This window comes from Hypericibacter sp., from assembly GCF_050729195.1.
Classification (GTDB): Bacteria; Pseudomonadota; Alphaproteobacteria; order Dongiales; family Dongiaceae; genus Hypericibacter.
The window spans coordinates 14,755-33,693 of record NZ_JBOHKS010000238.1; the positions used below are offsets into that span (position 1 = coordinate 14,755).

Genomic DNA, 18,939 nt, shown 5'->3' on the forward strand with positions numbered 1-18,939 from the left:
GATGATCCCGGCCTAGAAATTGCCGAGGATGGTGGTCAGCTTCTGCTTGAGCGTCGCGGCGTTGAACGGTTTCACGATGTAGTTGCTGACCCCCGCCTCCTTCGCCGCGATCACGTTCTCGCTCTTGCTCTCGGCCGTGATCATGATGAAGGGCAAGTCCTTCAGCTTCGAATCCGCGCGCACCTCGCGCAGGAGCTGGATGCCGGTCATCGGCTCCATGTTCCAGTCGGAGATCACCAGGCTGAAGCCCTTGTCGCGCAGCTTGGTCAGCGCCATGCTGCCGTCGGTCGCTTCCTCGACATTGTCGAAGCCCAGCTGCTTCAGCAGGTTGCGGATGATCCGGAGCATCGTCTTGTAGTCGTCGACGATCAGGATCGGCATATGCATGTCGATGGACATCGAACTGCTTCCTCGAATGAGCCAATAGAAAAAGGCGGGCGGGTCGCCGGTAAGAGACTACCGGCGGCTGGTTAAGTGGCCGTAAACGGCCGCGATTTCGACGCCGGCCCGGAAAGGATTTATTGCACCGTGGGCGCGCGCCGCGCCGCCAGCTCGACGGTCACCGCCTGGGCCTTGGTGGCATCCATGGCCGCCAGGACCGGTGCAAGCTTCGCTTCCTTCATGCGCTGCGTGACCTCGATCAGCACCTCCATCTCGAGGCTGTCGAAGATCCGCGCCGCATCCTTGGGCTTCATGGTCTCGTAGGTCTTGACCAGGCTTTTATACTGCGCGTCCTGGGCGTCCTTCTGCTGCTGCAGGCCGGTCTCGATCTGCGCCTGCACGGCCTTGAGCTCGGCCAGCTTCTGGTCCATGCGCTGTTCGGTCGCGGTCAGCAGCGCCTCGCGCTGATCGATCGCCGCCGAGCGCTTGTCGAGCTCGTCGCGGCGCTTGGCGAGATCCTGCAGCAGCTCGATCTCGCTGTCGGAATAGTTGAACGGATTGTCCTGCGCCGAGCTGTCGGCGGTCGGGTCGGGCGGCGCGCCGTCGACGCCGGTCGGCGCCGTGGCGGCAGCCGTCTGAGACTGTCCGAGAAGATTTTGTTGCGCCGGGCCCGCCGCCGCGACCGGTGCGGGTGCCGGCGCTGCCGCCGGCGTGCCGGCGGAACTTGGCGGCGTGGTTGCAGGCGCCGTGGCGGTGGTTGCGGGTGCCGCCGCGGTCGTGGCGGCGGGCGTCGTTGTCGAGGGAGCGGTTGTCGCCGCAGGCACAGCCGCCGTCTGGGTCGTGGCGGCAGGTACCGTCGCCGCTGGAACGGTCGTCGCCGACGCTGTCGCGGTCGTCGCGGGCGCGGTGGCAGCCGGCGGTGTCGTCGAAGGCTGGGGCGCCGTGGTCTGCGCCTCGGTCGGGCTGCCGGCCATCACCGTCGCGTCCTGCCACATCGTGCCGACGCGCAGCGTGAAGAGCGCGGTGCCGAAGAACAGCAGAACGGGAAGGACGCGCAGGCGCATGGGTCGCGGCACTCTCCGGGCTCGGGTCACCGGACCGATCGATCCGGTACGGGGTTCAGGATTCAGCGCAAGCCCGCGAGGGCCTTGAGCAAGGCGCGTTCGCCTTCGGGCAGGCTTTCGACCGCGACCGGGCGGCGTGTGACCGTCGAGGGACCGCCGCGCGCAATGCCGCGTTCCAGCTCGTTGCGGTCACCCACGATCGCGCGGGCCAGGGCCGACGCCTTCGACAGGTCGCGGGCGTTCATCTGCGGCATGTCCTTGGATGGCGCGGCCGGCAGATCCCGCGCTGGGAAGGCCATGGCCTTCGGCGCGGCAGCGGCCGTTTCCCGTGTCGGGAATGTCATGCCCTTCGGCGCGGCCGCCGGCGTCTCGCGTGTCGGGAACGTCATGCCCTTGGGCTCGGCGCCGCGGGCCTCGCTCTTGCGCGGCTCCGCCTGGCGGGAATGGCTGATCACGCCTTCGAGGCGGTCGGCGGCGGAGGTCGCGCGGCCGATCAGGAATTCGAGATCCTCGGCGATGCCGGCACCTTTCTTGACCTGGTCCTGCAGGATGCGGCCCTCGCCGTCGGCGATCTGGCGCAGCTCGGCCATGGCCCGGTGGGTGTCGGCGGCGGCGCCCGCGAACCGCTCGATCGCGGCGTCGAAATGGGTGCGCTCGCGCTTGAGCTCGCCGATCCGGCGGTTGAGCCGCCCGACATAGAGCAACGTCACGCCCAGCAGCAGGACCAACCCGCCGTCGAACAGCATCGGCAGGGTCATGAATTTGGCGGCGTCAGTCAGGATCGAGAGATTGAACATCGAATGCCTACCGGTTCCGGTCCTGGATTTTGACCGCGATCAGATTGCCCTTGCGGCCCATCTGGCCGCGGAACATCGGGATGTCGCCGCAACGCATATGGACGAGAGAGCTGGGCTGGGTGTTGAGCTCGACATGCGTCCCGACCTTCCAGTTCATCACGTCGCCAAGCTGCATGGTGAGCTCGTCGAGCACGGCATCGACCTTGATCTCGGTGTGCCAGAGCTCGGTGGTCAGATGGCCTTCCCAGATCGAATCGCGACCGAACTTCTCGCCCATGAACATCTGCAGCAGGAGCTCGCGCACCGGCTCCAGCGTGGCATAGGGCAATATCAGCTCGAGACGGCCCCCGCGGTCTTCCATGTCGACGCGCAGGCGCGCCAGGATCGCCGCATTGGCGCCGCGCGCGATCGTCGCGAAGCGGGGATTGGTCTCCAGCCGGTCGAAACGGAAATTGACCTTGGAGAGCGGCTCGAAGGTGGTCGAGAGGTCGGCCAGGACGAGCGTGATCATGCGCTCGACCAGGTTGCGCTCGATCGTGGTGTAGGGGCGCCCCTCGATCCGCATCGCGGCCGTGCCGCGCCGGCCGCCGAGCAGCACGTCGACGATCGAATAGGTGAGCGAGCTGTCGACCGTGAGCAGGCCGTAATTGTCCCATTCCTCGGCCTTGAACACGCCCATCATCGCCGGCAGCGGGATCGAGTTGAGATAGTCGCCGAAGCGGATCGAGCTGATGCTGTCGAGCGAGACCTCGACATTGTCCGAGGTGAAATTGCGCAAAGAGGTCGACATCATGCGCACGAGGCGGTCGAACACCACCTCGAGCATCGGCAGGCGCTCGTAAGAAACCATCGAGCTGTTGACGATCGCCTGGATGCCGGATTCGGCCGCGCTGCCGCCGCCGCCACCACCGCTGATGCCCAGCAGGCTGTCGATCTCGTTCTGATCGAGGACGCGGGCGGAACGGGTGGTGGCGCCGGGAGCCTCGGGCTCCTCCTCCGCCATGTTCTCCCACGCGGCCGCAGCCGCTTTCTCTTCCTCGGAAAGCTCTTCGTCGCCCGCGGGGGCGTCGGTATTTTCGTTGGGTTCGGCCATGTTTCCTGCGGTCCTACTGGACCAGCATTTCCTTGAACAACACGTCGCGCACTTCGGCAGGCTTCGCCGCGTCGGCGACCCGTGTGAGCAGTTCCTGGCGCAGGCGGAGGATGCCCGCGGAGCCCTGTAGATCCTCGACCCGCAGCGCGCGCAGATAGACCTGGAAGCTGTCCACCACGCGCGGCAGCACGGCGTCGACCTGCTTCGAGGCTTCCTCGTCCTTCAGCTCGAGGCTGACCTTGAGCTTCAGATAGCTTGGTTTCTTGCCGGTGGTGACGAGGTTCACCAGCATCTCCGGCATGTCGTAATAGACGGAGGGGCCGGTCTCGGCCGGCGCTTCGGCATGCGCCGTCTCTTCGGCCTTGGCGCCGCCGAGGAATCCCATGAAGTAGGCCGCGCCGCCGCCGCCGCCCAGCAGGATCACCGGAAGGACGACGAACAGGACCAGCTTCTTGCCGCTGAACTTCTTCTTCTTCGGCGCATCTGCGCCGGAAGCCGCGTCCTGCGGTTCCTCGGCCTCGGGGGTTTTCCCCTTGGGTTGTGGAGCCTTGGCCATATGGTGAACCCGCCGTGAATTCGTTGAGCGGCTCACCCTAGGCAGACGCGGTTAACATAGGGCTAAGGCGGAGCATCCTTGCCCTGCCCGATCGGCAGATTTTTCCGGTTCTTATCCACAAGGACCGATGTCAATCCGGCGTTCACCCCGGTAAATGCGCCGAAAACGCGACTGGCACGACCGCTGCATGGTCCTTCCCGCCAGTGGCCCCTCTTCCGGTTTCGGCGGGGGGTCGCGGGCGACAGGTTTCATACCACCACCGGACGGTCGATGGAAAACGCCGGCTACATCGCGCTCTCGCGCCAGATGTCCCTGACCCGAGAGATGGACGTGATCGCGAACAACCTCGCGAACGTGACCACGCCTGCCTTCAAGGGGCAGACGGTCCGTTTTCAGGAGTATCTCGATCGCGCCAAGGACGGGACCAAGCTCTCCTATGTGCAGGACGCGGCGATGCCGCGCGACTGGAGCGAAGGCCCGCTGACCTCGACCGGCAATCCGCTCGATGTCGCCATCCATGGCGACGGCTTCTTCGTGGTGAACACGCCCAACGGCACCCGCTATACCCGCAAGGGCCATTTCGAGATGGACGCGAACCGGCAGCTGGTCTCGGCCGACGGCGCGCCCATCCAGGGCGATGGCGGGGCGATCAGCGTGCCCCAGGATGCCATCGACGTTACCGTGGCCGAGGACGGCACCGTCTCGGTCAAGCAGCCGGGCTCGCCGCAGACGACGACCATCGGCAAGCTTCGCGTGGTCAATTTCGCCGACCCCCAGGCGCTCCAGGAAGAGGCCGCCGGCCTCTATAGCGCCGCGCCCCAGGTGACGGCGACGCCGGTTGCCAATGCGCATCTGGTCCAGGGCGCGCTCGAGCAGTCGAACGTCCAGCCGATCGTCGAGCTGACCCACATGATGTCGGTCAGCCGCAACTACGAAGCCGCCCAGCAGCTCGTGCAGTCCGAGCATGATCGCATCCGCAAGGCGATCACCGGGATTGTCGGCGGGGCGTAACCAGATCACGGATGAGGAAGTAACATCATGCGCTCATTGAGTATCGCCGCGACGGGTATGCTGGCTCAGCAGCTCAATGTCGACGTGATCTCCAACAATATCGCCAACTTGAGCACGACCGGCTTCAAGCGCCGCCGGGCCGAGTTCGCGGATCTGCTCTATCAGAACTATCGTCGCGTCGGCTCGCAGTCCTCCGACAGCGGCACGATCGTGCCCTCGGGCGTCCAGATCGGCGTCGGCGTGAAGCCGACCGCGGTCTACCGCATCACCGAGCAGGGCAACATGCAGGTGACCGACAACCCGCTCGATCTCGCCATTTCCGGCAAGGGCTATTTCCAGGTCGAGCTGCCCAACGGCGACACCGCCTATACCCGCGCCGGCGCGCTGCAGCGCAGCTCCGACGGCACCATCGTGACCCCCGACGGCTACACGGTGCTCCCCGGCATCACCATCCCCGACGATGCGGTCTCGATCACGGTCGATTCCAGCGGCGAGGTGTTCGCGACCCTGGACGGGCAGGTGGCGCCGCAGAATCTGGGCCAGCTCGAGCTGGCGACCTTCCCCAACGAGGCCGGGCTCGAAGCCATCGGCGACAACCTGTTCCTCGAGACCCAGGCCTCGGGCGGCCCGATCACGGCAACGCCCGGCACCAACGGTTTTGGCACGATCCAGCAGGGCTTCCTCGAGACCTCGAACGTGAATGTGGTCTCCGAGATCACCGACCTGATCACGGCGCAGCGCGCCTACGAGATGAACTCGAAAGTGATCCAGGCCTCCGACCAGATGATGGGCACTCTCACCCAGCTGCGCTAAGGAGCGTCTTCACCATGATCGCCAACCGCTTGCGGTCCATTCTCCTGATGCTGGCGCTGCTGATCGGCACGACGGGGCCGGCTTGGGCCGACGACGCCATCGCCGCCCCGCAGACCGCTTCTACCGGCCTGTCGCTGCGCAACGAGGTCGAGATCGACGACCATCTGATCCGGCTGCGCGATCTCTTTACCGGCGCGGTCACCGATCCGAACCGGCCCGTGGCCGAAGCCCCGCCTCCGGGCGAGAGCATCACCCTGGATGCCAACTGGCTGGCGGCGATGGCCCGTCAGGTGGCACTGCCCTGGCAGCCGGAGACACGCTTCGACCAGGTGCGCGTGACCCGCAGCGGCATCGCGATCGAGCCCGGCACCGTCAAGGTCGCCCTGCTCCAGGCGCTCAATGCCCGCGGCCTCAGCGGCGATTTCGACATCGCCTTCGACGGCGAGGGTCCGAGCCTGATGCTGCCGACCGGTGCCGAGCCCACGGTCGCCATCCAGACCCTCACCTACGACCCATCGAGCGGCCGCTTCGCCGCCGCGATCGCCGCCCCCGCCATCGGTCCGGCGGAAGCGAGCGCCACCATCACCGGCCGCGCCTACAGCATGATCGACGTGCCGGTCCTCACCCGGCGGATCTCACCCGGCGACACCATCACCGCGGCCGATGTCACCTGGATCTCGATGCCGTCCGACCGGGTCGGGCTGGGCGTCATCACCGAGCTCGCCGACCTCACCGGCAAGACGCCGCGCCGTCCGATCAAGGCGCAGCAGCCGGTCCGCTCGGGCGATCTGATCCAGGCCATCGCCATCACCAAGGGCAGCCTGATCACGGTCGCGCTCGAAGGGAGCAACATGTCCCTCACCATCCAGGGTAAGGCGCTGCAGAACGGCGCCGTCGGCGACACCATCCGGGTCGTCAACACCCAGAGCAACCGCACCCTCGACGCCGTCGTGGTCAGCTCCTCGCGCGTCACCGTGATGTCGCCCACCTCGGTCGAATGACCGCCCGAACCTGCCTCGATCGCCCTCTCACGCCGGCCGGCTTCGGCGCCCTGATTGGAGACTGCCTCATGTTCCGTCCTCGGACCCTCGTTTCCCTGCTCTGCCTCGGCCTCGCCATGGGCTCGCTGCCCGGCTGCCGCACGCTGGAGCGCCTCGCGGAAGTCGGCGACACCCCCCAGGTCGCGCCGATCCAGAATCCGACGCAGGCCTCGGGCTATCAGCCGGTCAGCCTGCCGATGCCGGCACCCGGGATCGACGAACGCCAGGCCAACTCGCTGTGGCGCCCCGGCAGCCGCGCCTTCTTCAAGGATCAGCGCGCCAGCGCGGTGGGCGACATCCTGACGGTGCTGGTCGAGATCAAGGACAACGCGAAGCTCAACAACACGACCGACACCACCAAGGATGCCAATGAATCGGCGGGCCTGACGAATTTCCTGGGCCTGGAATCCAAGCTCAACCTGATCTTCCCGGATGCGATCGATCCGACCCAGCTCGTCAACGGCGCCAGCAAGAGCGCGCATGTCGGCGACGGCACGATCAACCGGACGGAAGACATCACCTTGAAGGTCGCGGCCGTCATCACCCAGGTCCTGCCCAACGGCAACATGGTGCTGAGCGGGACCCAGCAGGTGAAGGTCAATGCCGAGGTGCGCGAGTTGCAGGTCGCCGGCATCATCCGGCCGGAGGACATCACCGCGATCAATACGATCGGCTATGAGAAGATCGCGGAGGCGCGGATCTCCTATGGCGGGCGCGGCATCATCAGCGATCAGCAGCAGCCGCGCTACGGCCAGGAGATCTACGACATCCTGTTCCCGTTCTAGAGCCAAATGTTGGAGGGCAAGATTCACGGACCCGCGGCGCGAGAAGCGGGTCCGACCTTGCCCTCGGGTTCATGTAGAACCGGCGGACACCGCAGGCGGCCAGCAGGTATGCGTGCGCCTCGGACCGCAAATGCAACGGGCCACCCTCGCGGGTGGCCCGTTGTCACTTTCGCACATCGCGCCCGCGATCGGCAGGTCCTTATGACCCCGCCGGCGGCGGCGCGCTCAATCGTCCCGGTGCGTGCGCTCCATGCGTTCGTGGCGCTCTTGCGCCTCGATCGACAGGGTCGCGATCGGACGGGCCTCCAGCCGGCGCAGGCTGATGGGCTCGTTGGTCTCCTCGCAGAAGCCATAACTGCCGTCTTCGATGCGCCGCAGCGCCTCGTCGATCTTGGCAATCAGCTTGCGCTCGCGATCGCGCGTCCGCAGTTCCAGCGAACGATCGGTCTCGAGCGAGGCACGGTCGGCCATGTCGGGCTCGGCCAGGCTTTCTTCCTGGAGGTGTTGAAGGGTTTCGGTCGACTCCTGAAGCAACTCCGCACGCCAGCCCAGAAGCTTCTGGCGGAAATATTCGAGCTGCATCGGATTCATGAACGGTTCTTTCTCGGTAGGCCGGTAGTCCGGCGGCAACAAAGGCCGCATCGGCATCACTCGTTCGTTCATCGAAGGGCTCTTCTCATTCATGCGCATGCGCGCTCCCCGGCAGCTGGTCCAGCGGCATCGACGGCCACGACCGTGAAGCGGTGGGGAGTATATGAATTTCGACGCTCCAAGCAAGCCCCAGGCGGCTCAGCGCGACTCCGTAGGCTATTGATAAATAAGAAGGTTTTTTTACGGCTTGGTCGACTGTTCAAGCTTGGCCAGCTCGACGGCCGCCCGGAGCTCGATCTCGTCCAGGAGTCCGGCGAGTCGCGGATCCCCCGCCCCGTCGCGCCGGTCCCTGACCAGCTTGCCCAATTCGGCGATGGTTTCGCTCGAAACCACCCCATCCAGGAGCCCGATCCGGATCGCCTCCAGGCGGTCCAGCATCGCATTGCCGCGCTCGCGGGCCTTGCGGTTGCGCTCGGTGACGTCGCCCACTTCCTGCAGGGCCAGCATGGCGTCTGCCCCGTTGAGGGGGGCCGCGCCCGTCACCGTCTTGGGGCTGGCCGGCTCCGACAGGAGCTCGGCAAAGCCAATGCCCGAGCGCGCCGCAGCGCTGCCGCGCAGACGCGACGCCGAGGCCGACCGGACCGGAGCGCCGGTGTCGATCTTCATGTCGAGACGCCCTGCGGCCCCCGAGGGAGTTGGCTGAGATCCATGGGCAAACGCTACCGGCAGCTCGGTAAACAAGCCTTTAAGCCCGGCACCTCCTGCCGGCCGTCGCGGCAGAATTTGCCGGGGCCGGGTCTCCCGGGAACGGCCGGAAACCGCCGAAACCGGCGGCTGGCGGGCCTGACGGGCAGTTGGCACGGCTCGCGCTAGAGTTTCGGCACTATGATGGGACCCATTACCACCTATACCTCCGCCCTGCCCGCCGCGCGCCGCTTCTTCCAGCGCCGCCGCCCTGGGCTGCCCCTGCTTATTGCCGGGCTGATGCTGGTGGCGGTCCTGCTATTGCCCTCCTCGGCCTTCGCCACCTCCCGGATCAAGGATATCGCCGATTTCGAGGGGGTCCGCGAAAACCAGCTGGTCGGTTACGGCCTGGTGGTCGGCCTCAACGGGACCGGCGACGACCTCAAGAAGTCGGTGTTCACGCGCGAAAGCCTGATCGGCATGCTCGAACGCCTCGGCGTCAATGCGCGCGACACCAAGCTCGACACCAAGAATGTGGCCGCCGTCATGGTCACCGCCGCCCTGCCGCCTTTCGGTCGCCAGGGCACCCGGATCGATATCGAGATCGCGGCCCTGGGCGACGCCAACAGCCTCCAGGGCGGCACGCTGCTCGTGACGCCCCTGCTCGGCGCCGACAGCGAAGTCTATGCGGTTGCCCAGGGGCCGGTCGCCATCGGCGGCTTCACCGCTTCCGGCGATGCCAGCACGGTCACCAAGGGCGTTCCCACCAGCGGCCGGATCGCGAACGGCGCGATCATCGAGCGCGAAGTCGGGTTCGCCATGAACAGCATGCAGAACGTGAAGATCACGCTGCGCAACCCGGACCTCACCACCGCCCAGCGCATCGCCGACGCCGTCAACGGCTATCTCAGCCTCGACGCCGCGCGCCCGCTCGATCCCGCCACAGTCCAGATCACGATCCCGCCGATGTTCAACGGCGACACCGTCGGGCTGCTCACCAAGATCGAGCAGCTGCCGGTCGAGCCCGACGAGGTCGCGCGCGTCGTCATCGACGAGAACAACGGCGTCATCGTGATGGGTGCGAATGTGCGCATCAGCACGGTCGCCATCGCCCAGGGCAACCTGACGATCCGCGTCACCGAGACGCCGCAGGTCTCGCAGCCCAACGCTTTCTCCAACACCGGCACGACCACCACGGTGCCGCGCACCAACATCCAGGTCGACGAGCAGAACGGCAAGAAGCTTGCCGTGGTGCCGGCCGGCGTGACGCTGCAGGAACTGGTGAACGGCTTGAACGCGCTGGGCATCGGCCCGCGCGACATGATCTCGATCCTGCAGTCGATCAAGGCCGCGGGCGCCCTCCAGGCCGATATCGAGGTGCGGTAATGACGAACCTCGCCGCCACCGCCTCCGACTACGCCCAGCTGGCCGCACCCCGCGCGCCGAGCACGGCCAAGACCGCCGACGCCGCCAAGGCGCGCGCGGCCGCCGAGAATTTCGAGGCCTTCTACCTGTCGCAGACCTTCGAGCAGATGTTCCAGGACGTCGAGCCGGACTCCATGTTCGGCGGCGGCCAGGGCGAGAAGGTGTTCCGTTCGATGCTGTTCCAGGAATACGGCAAGCAGACCGCCAAGACCGGCGGCATCGGCATCGCCGACATGGTGCAGAAAGAGATCCTGCGGATGCAGGAGGCCCAGAAGCCATGAAGACCAACGACCGCCTCGATGCGCTGCTGCTCCTGACGCAGAAGCTCGCCGACTGCCTCGAGCGCGAGACCGCCCTCCTGGGCCAGCGCCAGGTCGCGGCCTTGGCCGAGCTGCAGCGCGAGAAGAGCCGTCTCACCTTGGCCTATGAGACCGAGATGAAGCAGCTCAAGGAAAACCAGGTCACCCTGGGCAAGATCGAGCCGGCGCGGCTGCAGGGCCTGACGGCGGCGGCCCAGCATCTCCAGCATTGCGTCGCCAGGAACGAGCGCGCGCTGCGCGCCGCCAAGGCGGTCAATGAGCGCATCCTGACCGCGATGGTGGATGCGATCGAGACCGGCCGCGGCAAGCCCGTCGGCTATACCGGCCGCGGCGCCAAGCCGCCGGCGGCCCCCTACCGGCGCGCCGGCACGGTCTCGGCCGTGACCATCGATCAGCGGCTCTGAGGCACGAAGCATCATGTCGCTCACCAGTTCGCTCTATACCGCGCTGACCGGCCTGCAGACCAACCAGTCTGCGATGCGGGTGCTGTCGAACAACATCACCAACGCCAACACCCCGGGCTATACGCGCAAGATCGCCGAGCTGCAGAGCCGGGTGATCGCGGGCACCGGTGCCGGCGTCCAGATTGGCTCGATCGACCGCTATGTCGATCAGGCGCTCCAGGTGCAGCTCCGGAACACCACCTCCGATTTCAACGGCCTCGACGTCCAGCAGCAGTTCTTCCAGCGGATGCAGGACATGTTCGGCTCGCCCGATTCGAACAGCTCGCTGGCCGCGATGATGTCGAATTTCTCGACCTCGATGACGGCGCTGACGACCAACCCGGAAAGCGTGTCGCTGCGCCTCGACGTGGTGACCAACGCCCAGCGCGCGGCGCAGAACCTGAACTCGATGTCGTCCGACACGCAGCAGCTGCGTCAGGAAGCCGACTCCCAGATCTCCGACGCGGTCGGCATCGTCAACACCCAGCTGACGACGATCGACAAGCTCAACGACCAGATCGTGGCGGCCAAGCTGCGCGGCATCGAGACCGGCGACCTCGAGGACCAGCGCGACCTCGCGGTCTCCAAGATCTCCGAGCAGATGGATGTCTCGACCTACACCCGCGACAACGGCCAGATGGTGATCTTCACCAAGGCCGGGCGGACCCTGCTCGACGGCAATCCCTCGCTCATCACCCACACGCCGGCGTCCTCGCTGCAGGCGGCCGTGACCTATCCCTCGGGCATCGACGGCATCACGGTCAACGGCGCCGACCTCACCGGCGAGATCGGCTCCGGCAAGATCGCTGCCCTGGTCCAGTTGCGCGACACGACGCTCCCGAACTTCACCGCCGAGATCAACCAGCTCGCGACCAATCTGCGCGACGAGGTCAACAAGATCCACAACCAGGGCACCGGCCTGCCGGCACCCACGACACTCGCCAGCAGCCGGCCCCAGGCCGGCACCGCCGCCTCGCTCACCGGCACGGTCACGGTCACCCTGCTCAATCCGGACGGCACCGCCGCCTTCTCTGGCGCCCTGCCCGCGCCCGGCACGCTCGACGCCGCCGGCTTCGCGGTTGCCTTCAACACCGTTCTGTCGGGCTTCGGCGTGGGCGCCTCGGCCAGCAACAATAGCGGTACCGTCACGCTCAATGGCGGCACCTACGGCGTCGCCATCACCGGCGGCACGGTCGATCCCGGCGGGGGCGCCGCCACGACCAACCTGTCCGACTATCTCCACCTCAACGACCTCTTAGTCGGCACCGACCCGACCGGCGTCGATCTCGCGGCCGTACTCAAGGTGCGCGACGACATCCAGACCAATCCCAGCCTGTTGTCGCGCGGCGCGCTGCAGCAGGACGCCGCCCTCAACTGGTATGTCGGTGCGGGAGATTCGAGCGTGGTGACGGCGCTTGCCGCCAAGCTCACCACCGGCACCGCCTTCGCCGCGACCGGCAATCTGCCGGCCTCGACCACCAGCTTCGCCGACTACGCCGCCAATATCCTGTCGCAGAACGCCAGTGCCGCGGCGCAGGTCGATAACGACCATTCCTTCACCGAGTCCCTGAAATCCGAGATCGAGAGCCGGTTCGGTTCCGAGAGCGGCGTCAATACCGACGAGGAGCTGTCCAACATGATCGTGCTGCAGAACGCCTATGCGGCGTCGGGCCGGATCATGACGACGGTCTCACAGATGTTCGACGTTCTGATCAGTCTCGGTCAGGGCTGAGGACGGGGAGTAGATAAGCCATGACACGCGTCTCCAACTACGCGCTCAATGCCTTCCTGCAGTCCCAGACCCTGGGCGTGCAGCAGCGGCTGGCGGACCTGCAGATCCAGGCCTCGAGCGGCCAGAAGGCGCAGACCTATTCCGGCATCGCCGCCGATGCGCATCAGCTCATCAGCCTCCAGGTGGCGCAGGACCAGACCGCGCAGTATGTGAAGACGAACGCCAGCATCGACAGCCGGCTGACCAGCATGGAGTCGAGCGTCTCGGACATCTTCAAGGCCGCGACCAACTTCCGCACCCTGCTGCTGAACGCCGAGAACAACAACAACGCCGGCGATCTTTCGATCGATACCGAGGCCGCGAATTTCCGTCAGCAGGTCGCCAATCTGCTCAATGTGCAGGTCGACGGCCGCTATCTCTTCTCCGGCTCGCGCACCGACGTGAAGCCGGTCGATCTCAATGGCTGGACCACGCCGCCGACCCTGACGCCGCCCCTGACCCTGCCGCTGCCGACCTACACGGCGGAGTACTACAAGGGTGATTCGCAGGTGATGTCGGCCGACATCGACACCAGCCTGACCATCAAATACGGCATCACCGCCGACAATCCGGCCTTCGAATATCTGTTGCGCGCGGCCAATTACATCCAGACCGCCGGCCCGACGCCCAGCCAGGACGAGATGGAGACGGCGCTGTCGCTGATCAACACGGCGCTGGGTACCGAATCCGGCAATGCGGCACGCGGCACGCTGCCCCTGACGCAGGACATCGCCGACATCCAGGCGCAGATCGGCACCTCGCGCAGCAGCATCGACCAGGCCAACAGCCGCCATAGCGATTTCCAGATCTATCTCACGCAGAACATCGCCGACGTCAAAACTGTCGATGTCGCCCAGACTTTGACGCAGGTCAGCGGCTACACGACGCAGCTGCAGGCCTCCTACATGACCCTGTCGCAGATCTCGCAGCTCAGCCTGCTCAACTATCTGAAGTAACAGACCCCTCAAGTCACGAACTTGGGCCCGATAGACGAAGGAGACGTACCATGACCGCCCCCGAAGCCGCTCTCGCCAACGATGCGACGAACCCTGCAGGGATCGCCGGCGATTTCACCGTCGCGACCCGCTTCGGCCCCATCGCCGGGCGCTGGGAGGATGTGATCGAAATGCCGCAGGGGCCGCTGGGCTTCACGCAGCATCGGCGCTTCGCCCTGCTGACGGTGCCGAATCCCAAGCTCACCCAGTTCCGCCTGATGCAGAGCCTGGAGGACGCCGACCTGTCCTTCATCGTCATGCCCTGCCCGACCGATGGCGGGCCGGTGCTGAAAGCCGACCTGGCCGATGCCTGCACCGCGATCGCGATCCCGCTGGACGACCTGCAGCTCATGCTGATCGTGACCGTGCGCACGGTTGGCGACCTGGTCGAGCTCTCGGCCAATCTGCGGGCCCCGGTGCTGATGGACACCCGCCGGCATGTCGCGCGCCAGGTGGTGCTGTCCAACCCGACCTACCCGGTGCGCCAGGCCATCGGCTCGGCCCAGGCCGCCGCGTAAGCGGCCGGGAGCCCGGTCAGAAACGCTTAAGGTTAAGGCCATTTTAAGGGAGGGCGTGGACCATGGGCGCCAAGCCGACCGTGGAAGAGATGATGCGCGCCAGCGAGCCTCCCGCCGACCCGATCGAACGGCTCGACCGCCCGACGAGCGGGATCGCCGACATGACCGCCGTGATTTTGTGCGGGGGCCAGGGCACGCGCCTGCGCGAGGAAACCGAATTCAAGCCCAAGCCCATGGTCGAGGTCGGCGGGCGGCCGATCCTGTGGCACATCATGAAGCTCTATCGCCATTTCGGCGTGAAGAACTTCGTGCTCTGCCTGGGCTATCGCGGCGACATGATCCGCGACTATTTCCTGAACTACCGCATGCGCAACAGCGACTTCGCGGTCGATCTCGGCACCGGCGCGCTCGAGACGCTGACCGCGGGCGAGACCGAGGACTGGCGCGTGGTGCTGGCCGAGACGGGGGCTGAGACCCAGACTGCCCAGCGCCTGCGGCGCGCCCTCAAATTCGTGCGCGGCAACAGCTTCTTCGCGACCTATGGCGACGGCCTCGCCGATGTCGATCTGAACGCGCTCCTCGCCCATCACCGCCGGCAGCGCCGCGCGGCCAGCGTGACCGCGGTCCATCCCTCGTCGCGGTTCGGCGAACTCGCCATCGGCGGCGGGCTGGTCAAATCCTTCCAGGAGAAGCCCCAGGTCACCGAGGGCTGGATCAATGGCGGCTTCATGGTGTTCGAGAAGCGCGCCTTCGACAGCATCGGTCCCGACGACAATCTGCCGCTCGAGGCGGGCGTGCTCGAGATGCTGGCCCAGCGCCAGGAACTCGCCGTCTACCAGCATGGCGGCTTCTGGCAATGCATGGACACCTATCGCGAGATGTGTCTGCTCAACGAGATGTGGGCCAAGGGCAATGCGCCCTGGCAGGTCTGGCAGGAATGCAACGGCAAGCGGCTCAGCGCCTAGATCCCGATTTCTGGCGCAACCGGCGCGTCCTCGTCACCGGCCATACCGGCTTCACCGGCGGCTGGCTGAGCCTGTGGCTCGCTCATATGGGGGCCAAGGTCATCGGCTATGCGCTGGCGCCGCAGACGCCGTCGCTGTTCGCCTCGCTCGAGCTCGAGCGCGATCTCATCTCCAACATCGCCGATCTCACCGACCGGACCATGCTCGAGAGCGCGGTCCGCGTATCGCGGCCCGAGATCGTGATCCATCTGGCAGCCCAGGCGCTGGTGCGCCAGGCCCATGCGACGCCGGTCGAGACCTTCGCCACCAACGTCATGGGCACGGTCAATCTGCTCGAGGCCCTGCGCGGCGTCGACAGCGTCCAGGCGATCGTGGCGGTCACGTCCGACAAGGTCTATCTCAACCGCAGCCTCAAGCGCGGCTATCACGAGGACGATCCGCTCGGCGGGCGCGAGCCCTATAGCGCCAGCAAGGCTTGCGCCGAGATCGTCGTCGAGGCCTATCGCCATTCCTATTTCGGCGCCAACGGCCCGGCCATCGCCACGGCGCGCGCGGGCAACATCGTCGGCGGCGGCGACTGGGCCCTGGACCGGCTGATCCCGGACGCGGTCCGGGCCTTCGAGGCCGGCAATGCGCTCCGGATCCGCAATCCCAACGCCACCCGCCCCTGGCAGCATGTGCTGGAAGCCGCTTGCGGCTATCTGACCCTGGCCGAGCGCCTGGTCGCCCAGCCCGAGACGAATGCCGGCGGCTGGAATTTCGGACCCAATCACGACGACAACCGGTCGGTCGCCTGGATCGCCGATCAGATGACGAAACTCTGGGGACATGGCGCCGCCTGGCATCTCGAGAATCGCCAGGACGCGCCCTTCGAGGAACAGCTGCTCGCGGTCAATGCCGACAAGGCGGCAGGCCAGCTCGGCTGGCGCACGCGCTGGAATGTCGAGGAAGCGCTGCAGCGCACCGTCCCCTGGTATCGCGCCCAACTCGGCGATCGCCCCATGCGACGCCTTTCACTCGATCAGATCGAGGAATATGCCGATGCTGCCTAGCTCGATGCGCCTGAAGGCGAAGCGCGACCCGCGCTCAGCTCCGGAGAACCTGCCCAGCTGCCGCTTCTGCGGCTCGCCGCTGGCCCATCTGTTCGTGGATCTGGGGGCGCAGCCGCCCTCGAACGCCTATCTCGAGCCGGCGGCCCTGGGCCGCATGGAAGCGACCTTCCCGCTCAAGGCCCATGTCTGCGAGCGCTGTTTCCTGGTTCAGCTCGAGGCGTTCCAGACGCCCGACGAGATCTTCGGGCATTACGCCTATTTCTCCTCCTTCTCGCAGAGCTGGCTCGACCATGCCAAGCGCTATGCGACCCAGGCGACCGAACGCTTCAAGCTGGGCGACGACAGCCAGGTCGTCGAGGTCGCCAGCAATGACGGCTATCTGCTGCAATATTTCCGCGCTGCCGGCATTCCGGTCCTGGGCGTGGAGCCGGCGGAGAATGTCGCCGCCGTTGCGCGCGGCCGCGGCATCGCCACCGTCAGCCTGTTCTTCGGCCGCGAGACCGCGCGCCAGCTGGTGCGCGAAGGCCGCCAGGCCGACCTCCTGATCGGCAACAATGTCTTCGCCCATGTGCCCGACCTCAACGATTTCACGGCAGGATTGGCGATCGCGCTCAAGCCGACCGGCACCGTCACCCTCGAATTCCCGCATCTGCTGCGGCTGATCGAGGATTGCCAGTTCGACACCATCTATCATGAGCATTTCTCCTATTTCTCGCTGACCACCGCCGAGAAGGTGCTGGCGGCGCATGACCTCACCGTGACCGACGTCGAGGAGCTGCCGACCCATGGCGGCTCGCTGCGGCTCTATGCGCTGCATCGCGGCACGGCCCTGCCGAGCGCCGCCGTCGTCGCCCTTCGCCAGCGCGAGGCCAAGTCCGGCATCATCGACATCTCGGCCTATCGCGGCTTCGCCGAGCGGACCGCAAAGGTGAAGCGCGAGCTGCTGCGCTTCCTGATCGACGCCAAGGAATCCGGCAAGCATGTCGTCGGCTACGGCGCCGCGGCCAAGGGCAACACGCTGCTCAATTACTGCGGCATCGGCGGCGACCTGCTCGATTATGTCGTCGATCTGAGCCCGCATAAGCAGGGCCGCTATCTGCCGGGCAGCCGGCTCCCCGTCCATGCCCCCGAGATGCTGGCGCAGACCCGCCCCGACTTTGTGCTGATCCTGCCCTGGAACCTGGCGCCGGAGATCGAGCAGTCGATGGGCCATATCCGTGACTGGGGCGGGCGCTTCGTGACCGCGATTCCGCGTCTCGCCGTGCGGCCATGATCTTCCAGGAAATCGGCCTCGCCGGCGCCTATCTGATCGATCCGGAGCCTTATCGCGACGAGCGCGGGCTCTTCGCGCGCACCTGGTCGATCAAGGAGTTCCGCGAGCAGGGTCTGGTGACCGAGTTCGATCACTGCGCCACCTCCTTCAACAAGCTGCCCGGCACACTGCGCGGCCTGCATTATCAGGCCGACGAGGAACCGGAGACCAAGCTCATCCGCTGCACCCGCGGCCGGATCTTCGACGTGATCGTCGATCTGCGGCCCGCCTCGCCGACCTACCGGCAATGGTTCGGGACCGAGCTCAACCAGGACAACCGGCGCCTGGTCTACGCGCCGGCGGGCTTCGCCCATGGCTATCAGAGCCTCGGGCCCGATTCCGAGGTGTTCTACCAGATCGCAGCCAATTTCCGCCCCGACCTGCAGCGCGGCCTGCGCTGGGACGATCCGACCCTGGCGATCAAATGGCCGCAAGCCCGCGCGCGCATCATCTCGACGCGCGACCTGGCCCTGCCCCATCTCGACGCCGTGCGCGAGGCGGCATGTACACCGTAATCGGCGCCCGCGGCTTCGTCGGCTCGCATCTGTCGAGTTACCTGACCCGGACGCGCAAGGTCGCCCCCTTCACGCCCGAGAAGGGCAGCCACGCCCTGTTCTCGCGGCCGCTGGGCCATGTCTTCTATTGTGCCGGCCTGACCAACGACTTCCTCAAGCGGCCCCTCGACACTGTCGAGGCCCATGTCACGCTGTTCGCGCGGCTGCTCAAGGAAGCCGCCTTCGACAGCATGACCTATCTCTCCTCGACCCGGCTCTATGACAGCGGCGGACCGGTCGGCAACGAGGAGGACACGCTCGAGCTCAATCCCAACGAGCCGCGCCATCTCTACGATCTGAGCAAGGCGCTGGGCGAGAATCTCTGCCAGACGGCGGGACGCAAGAATGTCCGCGCCGTGCGGCTCTCTTGCGTTTATGCCGAGGATCTCGAGGCCGACATCTTCCTCCATCGCGCGATCCTCGCGGCCAAGCAGGGCGGCCCGCTGGCCATGGAAGTGAGCCCGGATGCGGCGCGCGACTATGTCCATATCGACGACGTGCTACCGGTCCTCCTGGCGGTGGCCGAGCGCGGCCGGCGCCCGCTCTATAACGTCGCCAGCGGCGCCAATGTCGCGAATGTCGATCTCTTCAGGCTGCTCTTCCGCCTGACCGGCTGGCAGCTCACCGCGACCCGGGCGCGCTCGAACGACCAGGCCCCGACCGTGGACGTCTCGGCCGTCGTCGAGGATTTCAACCTGCGGCCCAAATTCCTGCATGACCGCCTGCCCGCCATGATGCGCCAGAAGCCCACCCTCGGCGCGGCCTGAAG

At 66.4% G+C, this 18,939-nt stretch carries 22 protein-coding genes; 15 read left to right on the plus strand and 7 right to left on the minus strand.

All coding sequences use genetic code 11. The features are described 5' to 3' along the window. Positions 1 to 12: 12 nt before the first annotated feature. From ACREE8_RS18690 to ACREE8_RS18710, 5 genes are all read right to left on the minus strand, one after another. The gene (locus ACREE8_RS18690; protein WP_151178426.1) at positions 13 to 399 is read right to left on the minus strand and encodes a response regulator; all 387 of its coding nucleotides are present in this window, start codon (positions 397 to 399) and stop codon (positions 13 to 15) included. A gap of 119 nt (positions 400 to 518) precedes the next feature. Beyond that, the gene (locus ACREE8_RS18695) at positions 519 to 1,445 is read right to left on the minus strand and encodes a MotE family protein (protein ID WP_431574517.1); all 927 of its coding nucleotides are present in this window, start codon (positions 1,443 to 1,445) and stop codon (positions 519 to 521) included. Between the two features lie 62 nt (positions 1,446 to 1,507). Further along, entirely contained in the window at positions 1,508 to 2,242 is a 735-nt protein-coding gene (locus tag ACREE8_RS18700) for a DUF6468 domain-containing protein (RefSeq protein ID WP_431574518.1), read from the minus strand. A gap of 7 nt (positions 2,243 to 2,249) precedes the next feature. Next, positions 2,250 to 3,335 carry a flagellar motor switch protein FliM gene (fliM, locus tag ACREE8_RS18705; protein ID WP_431574519.1) on the minus strand — a complete coding sequence of 362 codons (1,086 nt, stop codon included), beginning with the start codon at positions 3,333 to 3,335 and terminating at the stop codon, positions 2,250 to 2,252. A gap of 13 nt (positions 3,336 to 3,348) precedes the next feature. Beyond that, complete coding sequence (locus ACREE8_RS18710; RefSeq protein ID WP_431574520.1) at positions 3,349 to 3,891, minus strand: flagellar basal body-associated FliL family protein; 543 nt, start codon at positions 3,889 to 3,891, stop codon at positions 3,349 to 3,351. A gap of 270 nt (positions 3,892 to 4,161) precedes the next feature. Here ACREE8_RS18710 and flgF point away from each other — a divergent pair, with 270 nt between their 5' ends. From flgF to flgH, 4 genes are all read left to right on the plus strand, one after another. Continuing rightward, entirely contained in the window at positions 4,162 to 4,902 is a 741-nt protein-coding gene (flgF, locus tag ACREE8_RS18715; protein ID WP_431574521.1) for a flagellar basal-body rod protein FlgF, read from the plus strand. 27 nt (positions 4,903 to 4,929) lie between these two features. Further along, positions 4,930 to 5,715, plus strand: coding sequence for a flagellar basal-body rod protein FlgG (flgG, locus tag ACREE8_RS18720; RefSeq protein ID WP_431574522.1), 786 nt, complete (start codon positions 4,930 to 4,932; stop codon positions 5,713 to 5,715). Between the two features lie 14 nt (positions 5,716 to 5,729). Next, a complete protein-coding gene (gene flgA / locus ACREE8_RS18725) occupies positions 5,730 to 6,716 on the plus strand; it encodes a flagellar basal body P-ring formation chaperone FlgA (RefSeq protein ID WP_431574523.1) in 987 nt (328 codons plus the stop codon). Between the two features lie 68 nt (positions 6,717 to 6,784). Further along, complete coding sequence (flgH, locus tag ACREE8_RS18730) at positions 6,785 to 7,540, plus strand: flagellar basal body L-ring protein FlgH (protein WP_431574524.1); 756 nt, start codon at positions 6,785 to 6,787, stop codon at positions 7,538 to 7,540. A 225-nt stretch (positions 7,541 to 7,765) separates the two neighbouring features. On the opposite strand, the gene dksA is transcribed toward flgH, so the two are convergent. After that, a complete protein-coding gene (gene dksA, locus ACREE8_RS18735) occupies positions 7,766 to 8,182 on the minus strand; it encodes an RNA polymerase-binding protein DksA (protein ID WP_151180344.1) in 417 nt (138 codons plus the stop codon). Between the two features lie 189 nt (positions 8,183 to 8,371). Beyond that, positions 8,372 to 8,797, minus strand: a complete 426-nt coding sequence (locus ACREE8_RS18740; protein ID WP_431574525.1) for a flagellar assembly protein FliX — start codon at positions 8,795 to 8,797, stop codon at positions 8,372 to 8,374. Positions 8,798 to 9,016: 219 nt separating this feature from the next. On the opposite strand from ACREE8_RS18740, the gene ACREE8_RS18745 reads away from it, so the two are divergent. The 11 genes from ACREE8_RS18745 to ACREE8_RS18795 all read left to right on the plus strand — a co-directional run bounded on the left by ACREE8_RS18745 (position 9,017) and on the right by ACREE8_RS18795 (position 18,937). Continuing rightward, positions 9,017 to 10,201 carry a flagellar basal body P-ring protein FlgI gene (locus ACREE8_RS18745; RefSeq protein WP_431574526.1) on the plus strand — a complete coding sequence of 395 codons (1,185 nt, stop codon included), beginning with the start codon at positions 9,017 to 9,019 and terminating at the stop codon, positions 10,199 to 10,201. Then, on the plus strand, positions 10,201 to 10,521 hold the full coding sequence (locus ACREE8_RS18750) for a rod-binding protein (RefSeq protein WP_431574527.1): 321 nt from the start codon (positions 10,201 to 10,203) through the stop codon (positions 10,519 to 10,521). The genes ACREE8_RS18745 and ACREE8_RS18750 overlap by 1 nt, the downstream gene beginning before the upstream one ends. Beyond that, positions 10,518 to 10,964: a hypothetical protein gene (locus ACREE8_RS18755; protein WP_431574528.1), complete on the plus strand. Its 447-nt coding sequence runs from the start codon at positions 10,518 to 10,520 to the stop codon at positions 10,962 to 10,964. The genes ACREE8_RS18750 and ACREE8_RS18755 overlap by 4 nt, the downstream gene beginning before the upstream one ends. Before the next feature lie 13 nt (positions 10,965 to 10,977). Further along, a complete protein-coding gene (gene flgK / locus ACREE8_RS18760; protein ID WP_431574529.1) occupies positions 10,978 to 12,735 on the plus strand; it encodes a flagellar hook-associated protein FlgK in 1,758 nt (585 codons plus the stop codon). Between the two features lie 20 nt (positions 12,736 to 12,755). Next, positions 12,756 to 13,730 (plus strand): flagellin, encoded by a 975-nt coding sequence (locus tag ACREE8_RS18765; protein ID WP_431574530.1) that lies wholly within the window; start codon positions 12,756 to 12,758, stop codon positions 13,728 to 13,730. Between the two features lie 50 nt (positions 13,731 to 13,780). Further along, on the plus strand, positions 13,781 to 14,287 hold the full coding sequence (fliW, locus tag ACREE8_RS18770; protein ID WP_431574531.1) for a flagellar assembly protein FliW: 507 nt from the start codon (positions 13,781 to 13,783) through the stop codon (positions 14,285 to 14,287). A 62-nt stretch (positions 14,288 to 14,349) separates the two neighbouring features. Beyond that, a complete protein-coding gene (gene rfbF, locus ACREE8_RS18775; RefSeq protein ID WP_431574532.1) occupies positions 14,350 to 15,252 on the plus strand; it encodes a glucose-1-phosphate cytidylyltransferase in 903 nt (300 codons plus the stop codon). Next, positions 15,225 to 16,304, plus strand: a complete 1,080-nt coding sequence (rfbG, locus tag ACREE8_RS18780; protein WP_431574533.1) for a CDP-glucose 4,6-dehydratase — start codon at positions 15,225 to 15,227, stop codon at positions 16,302 to 16,304. The genes rfbF and rfbG overlap by 28 nt, the downstream gene beginning before the upstream one ends. Next, positions 16,294 to 17,577, plus strand: coding sequence for a methyltransferase domain-containing protein (locus ACREE8_RS18785; RefSeq protein ID WP_431574534.1), 1,284 nt, complete (start codon positions 16,294 to 16,296; stop codon positions 17,575 to 17,577). The genes rfbG and ACREE8_RS18785 overlap by 11 nt, the downstream gene beginning before the upstream one ends. Then, positions 17,574 to 18,131: a dTDP-4-dehydrorhamnose 3,5-epimerase gene (gene rfbC, locus ACREE8_RS18790; RefSeq protein ID WP_431574535.1), complete on the plus strand. Its 558-nt coding sequence runs from the start codon at positions 17,574 to 17,576 to the stop codon at positions 18,129 to 18,131. Before ACREE8_RS18785 ends, rfbC begins: the two co-directional genes overlap by 4 nt. Continuing rightward, complete coding sequence (locus ACREE8_RS18795) at positions 18,119 to 18,937, plus strand: NAD-dependent epimerase/dehydratase family protein (RefSeq protein ID WP_431574536.1); 819 nt, start codon at positions 18,119 to 18,121, stop codon at positions 18,935 to 18,937. Before rfbC ends, ACREE8_RS18795 begins: the two co-directional genes overlap by 13 nt. Positions 18,938 to 18,939 lie beyond the last annotated feature (2 nt).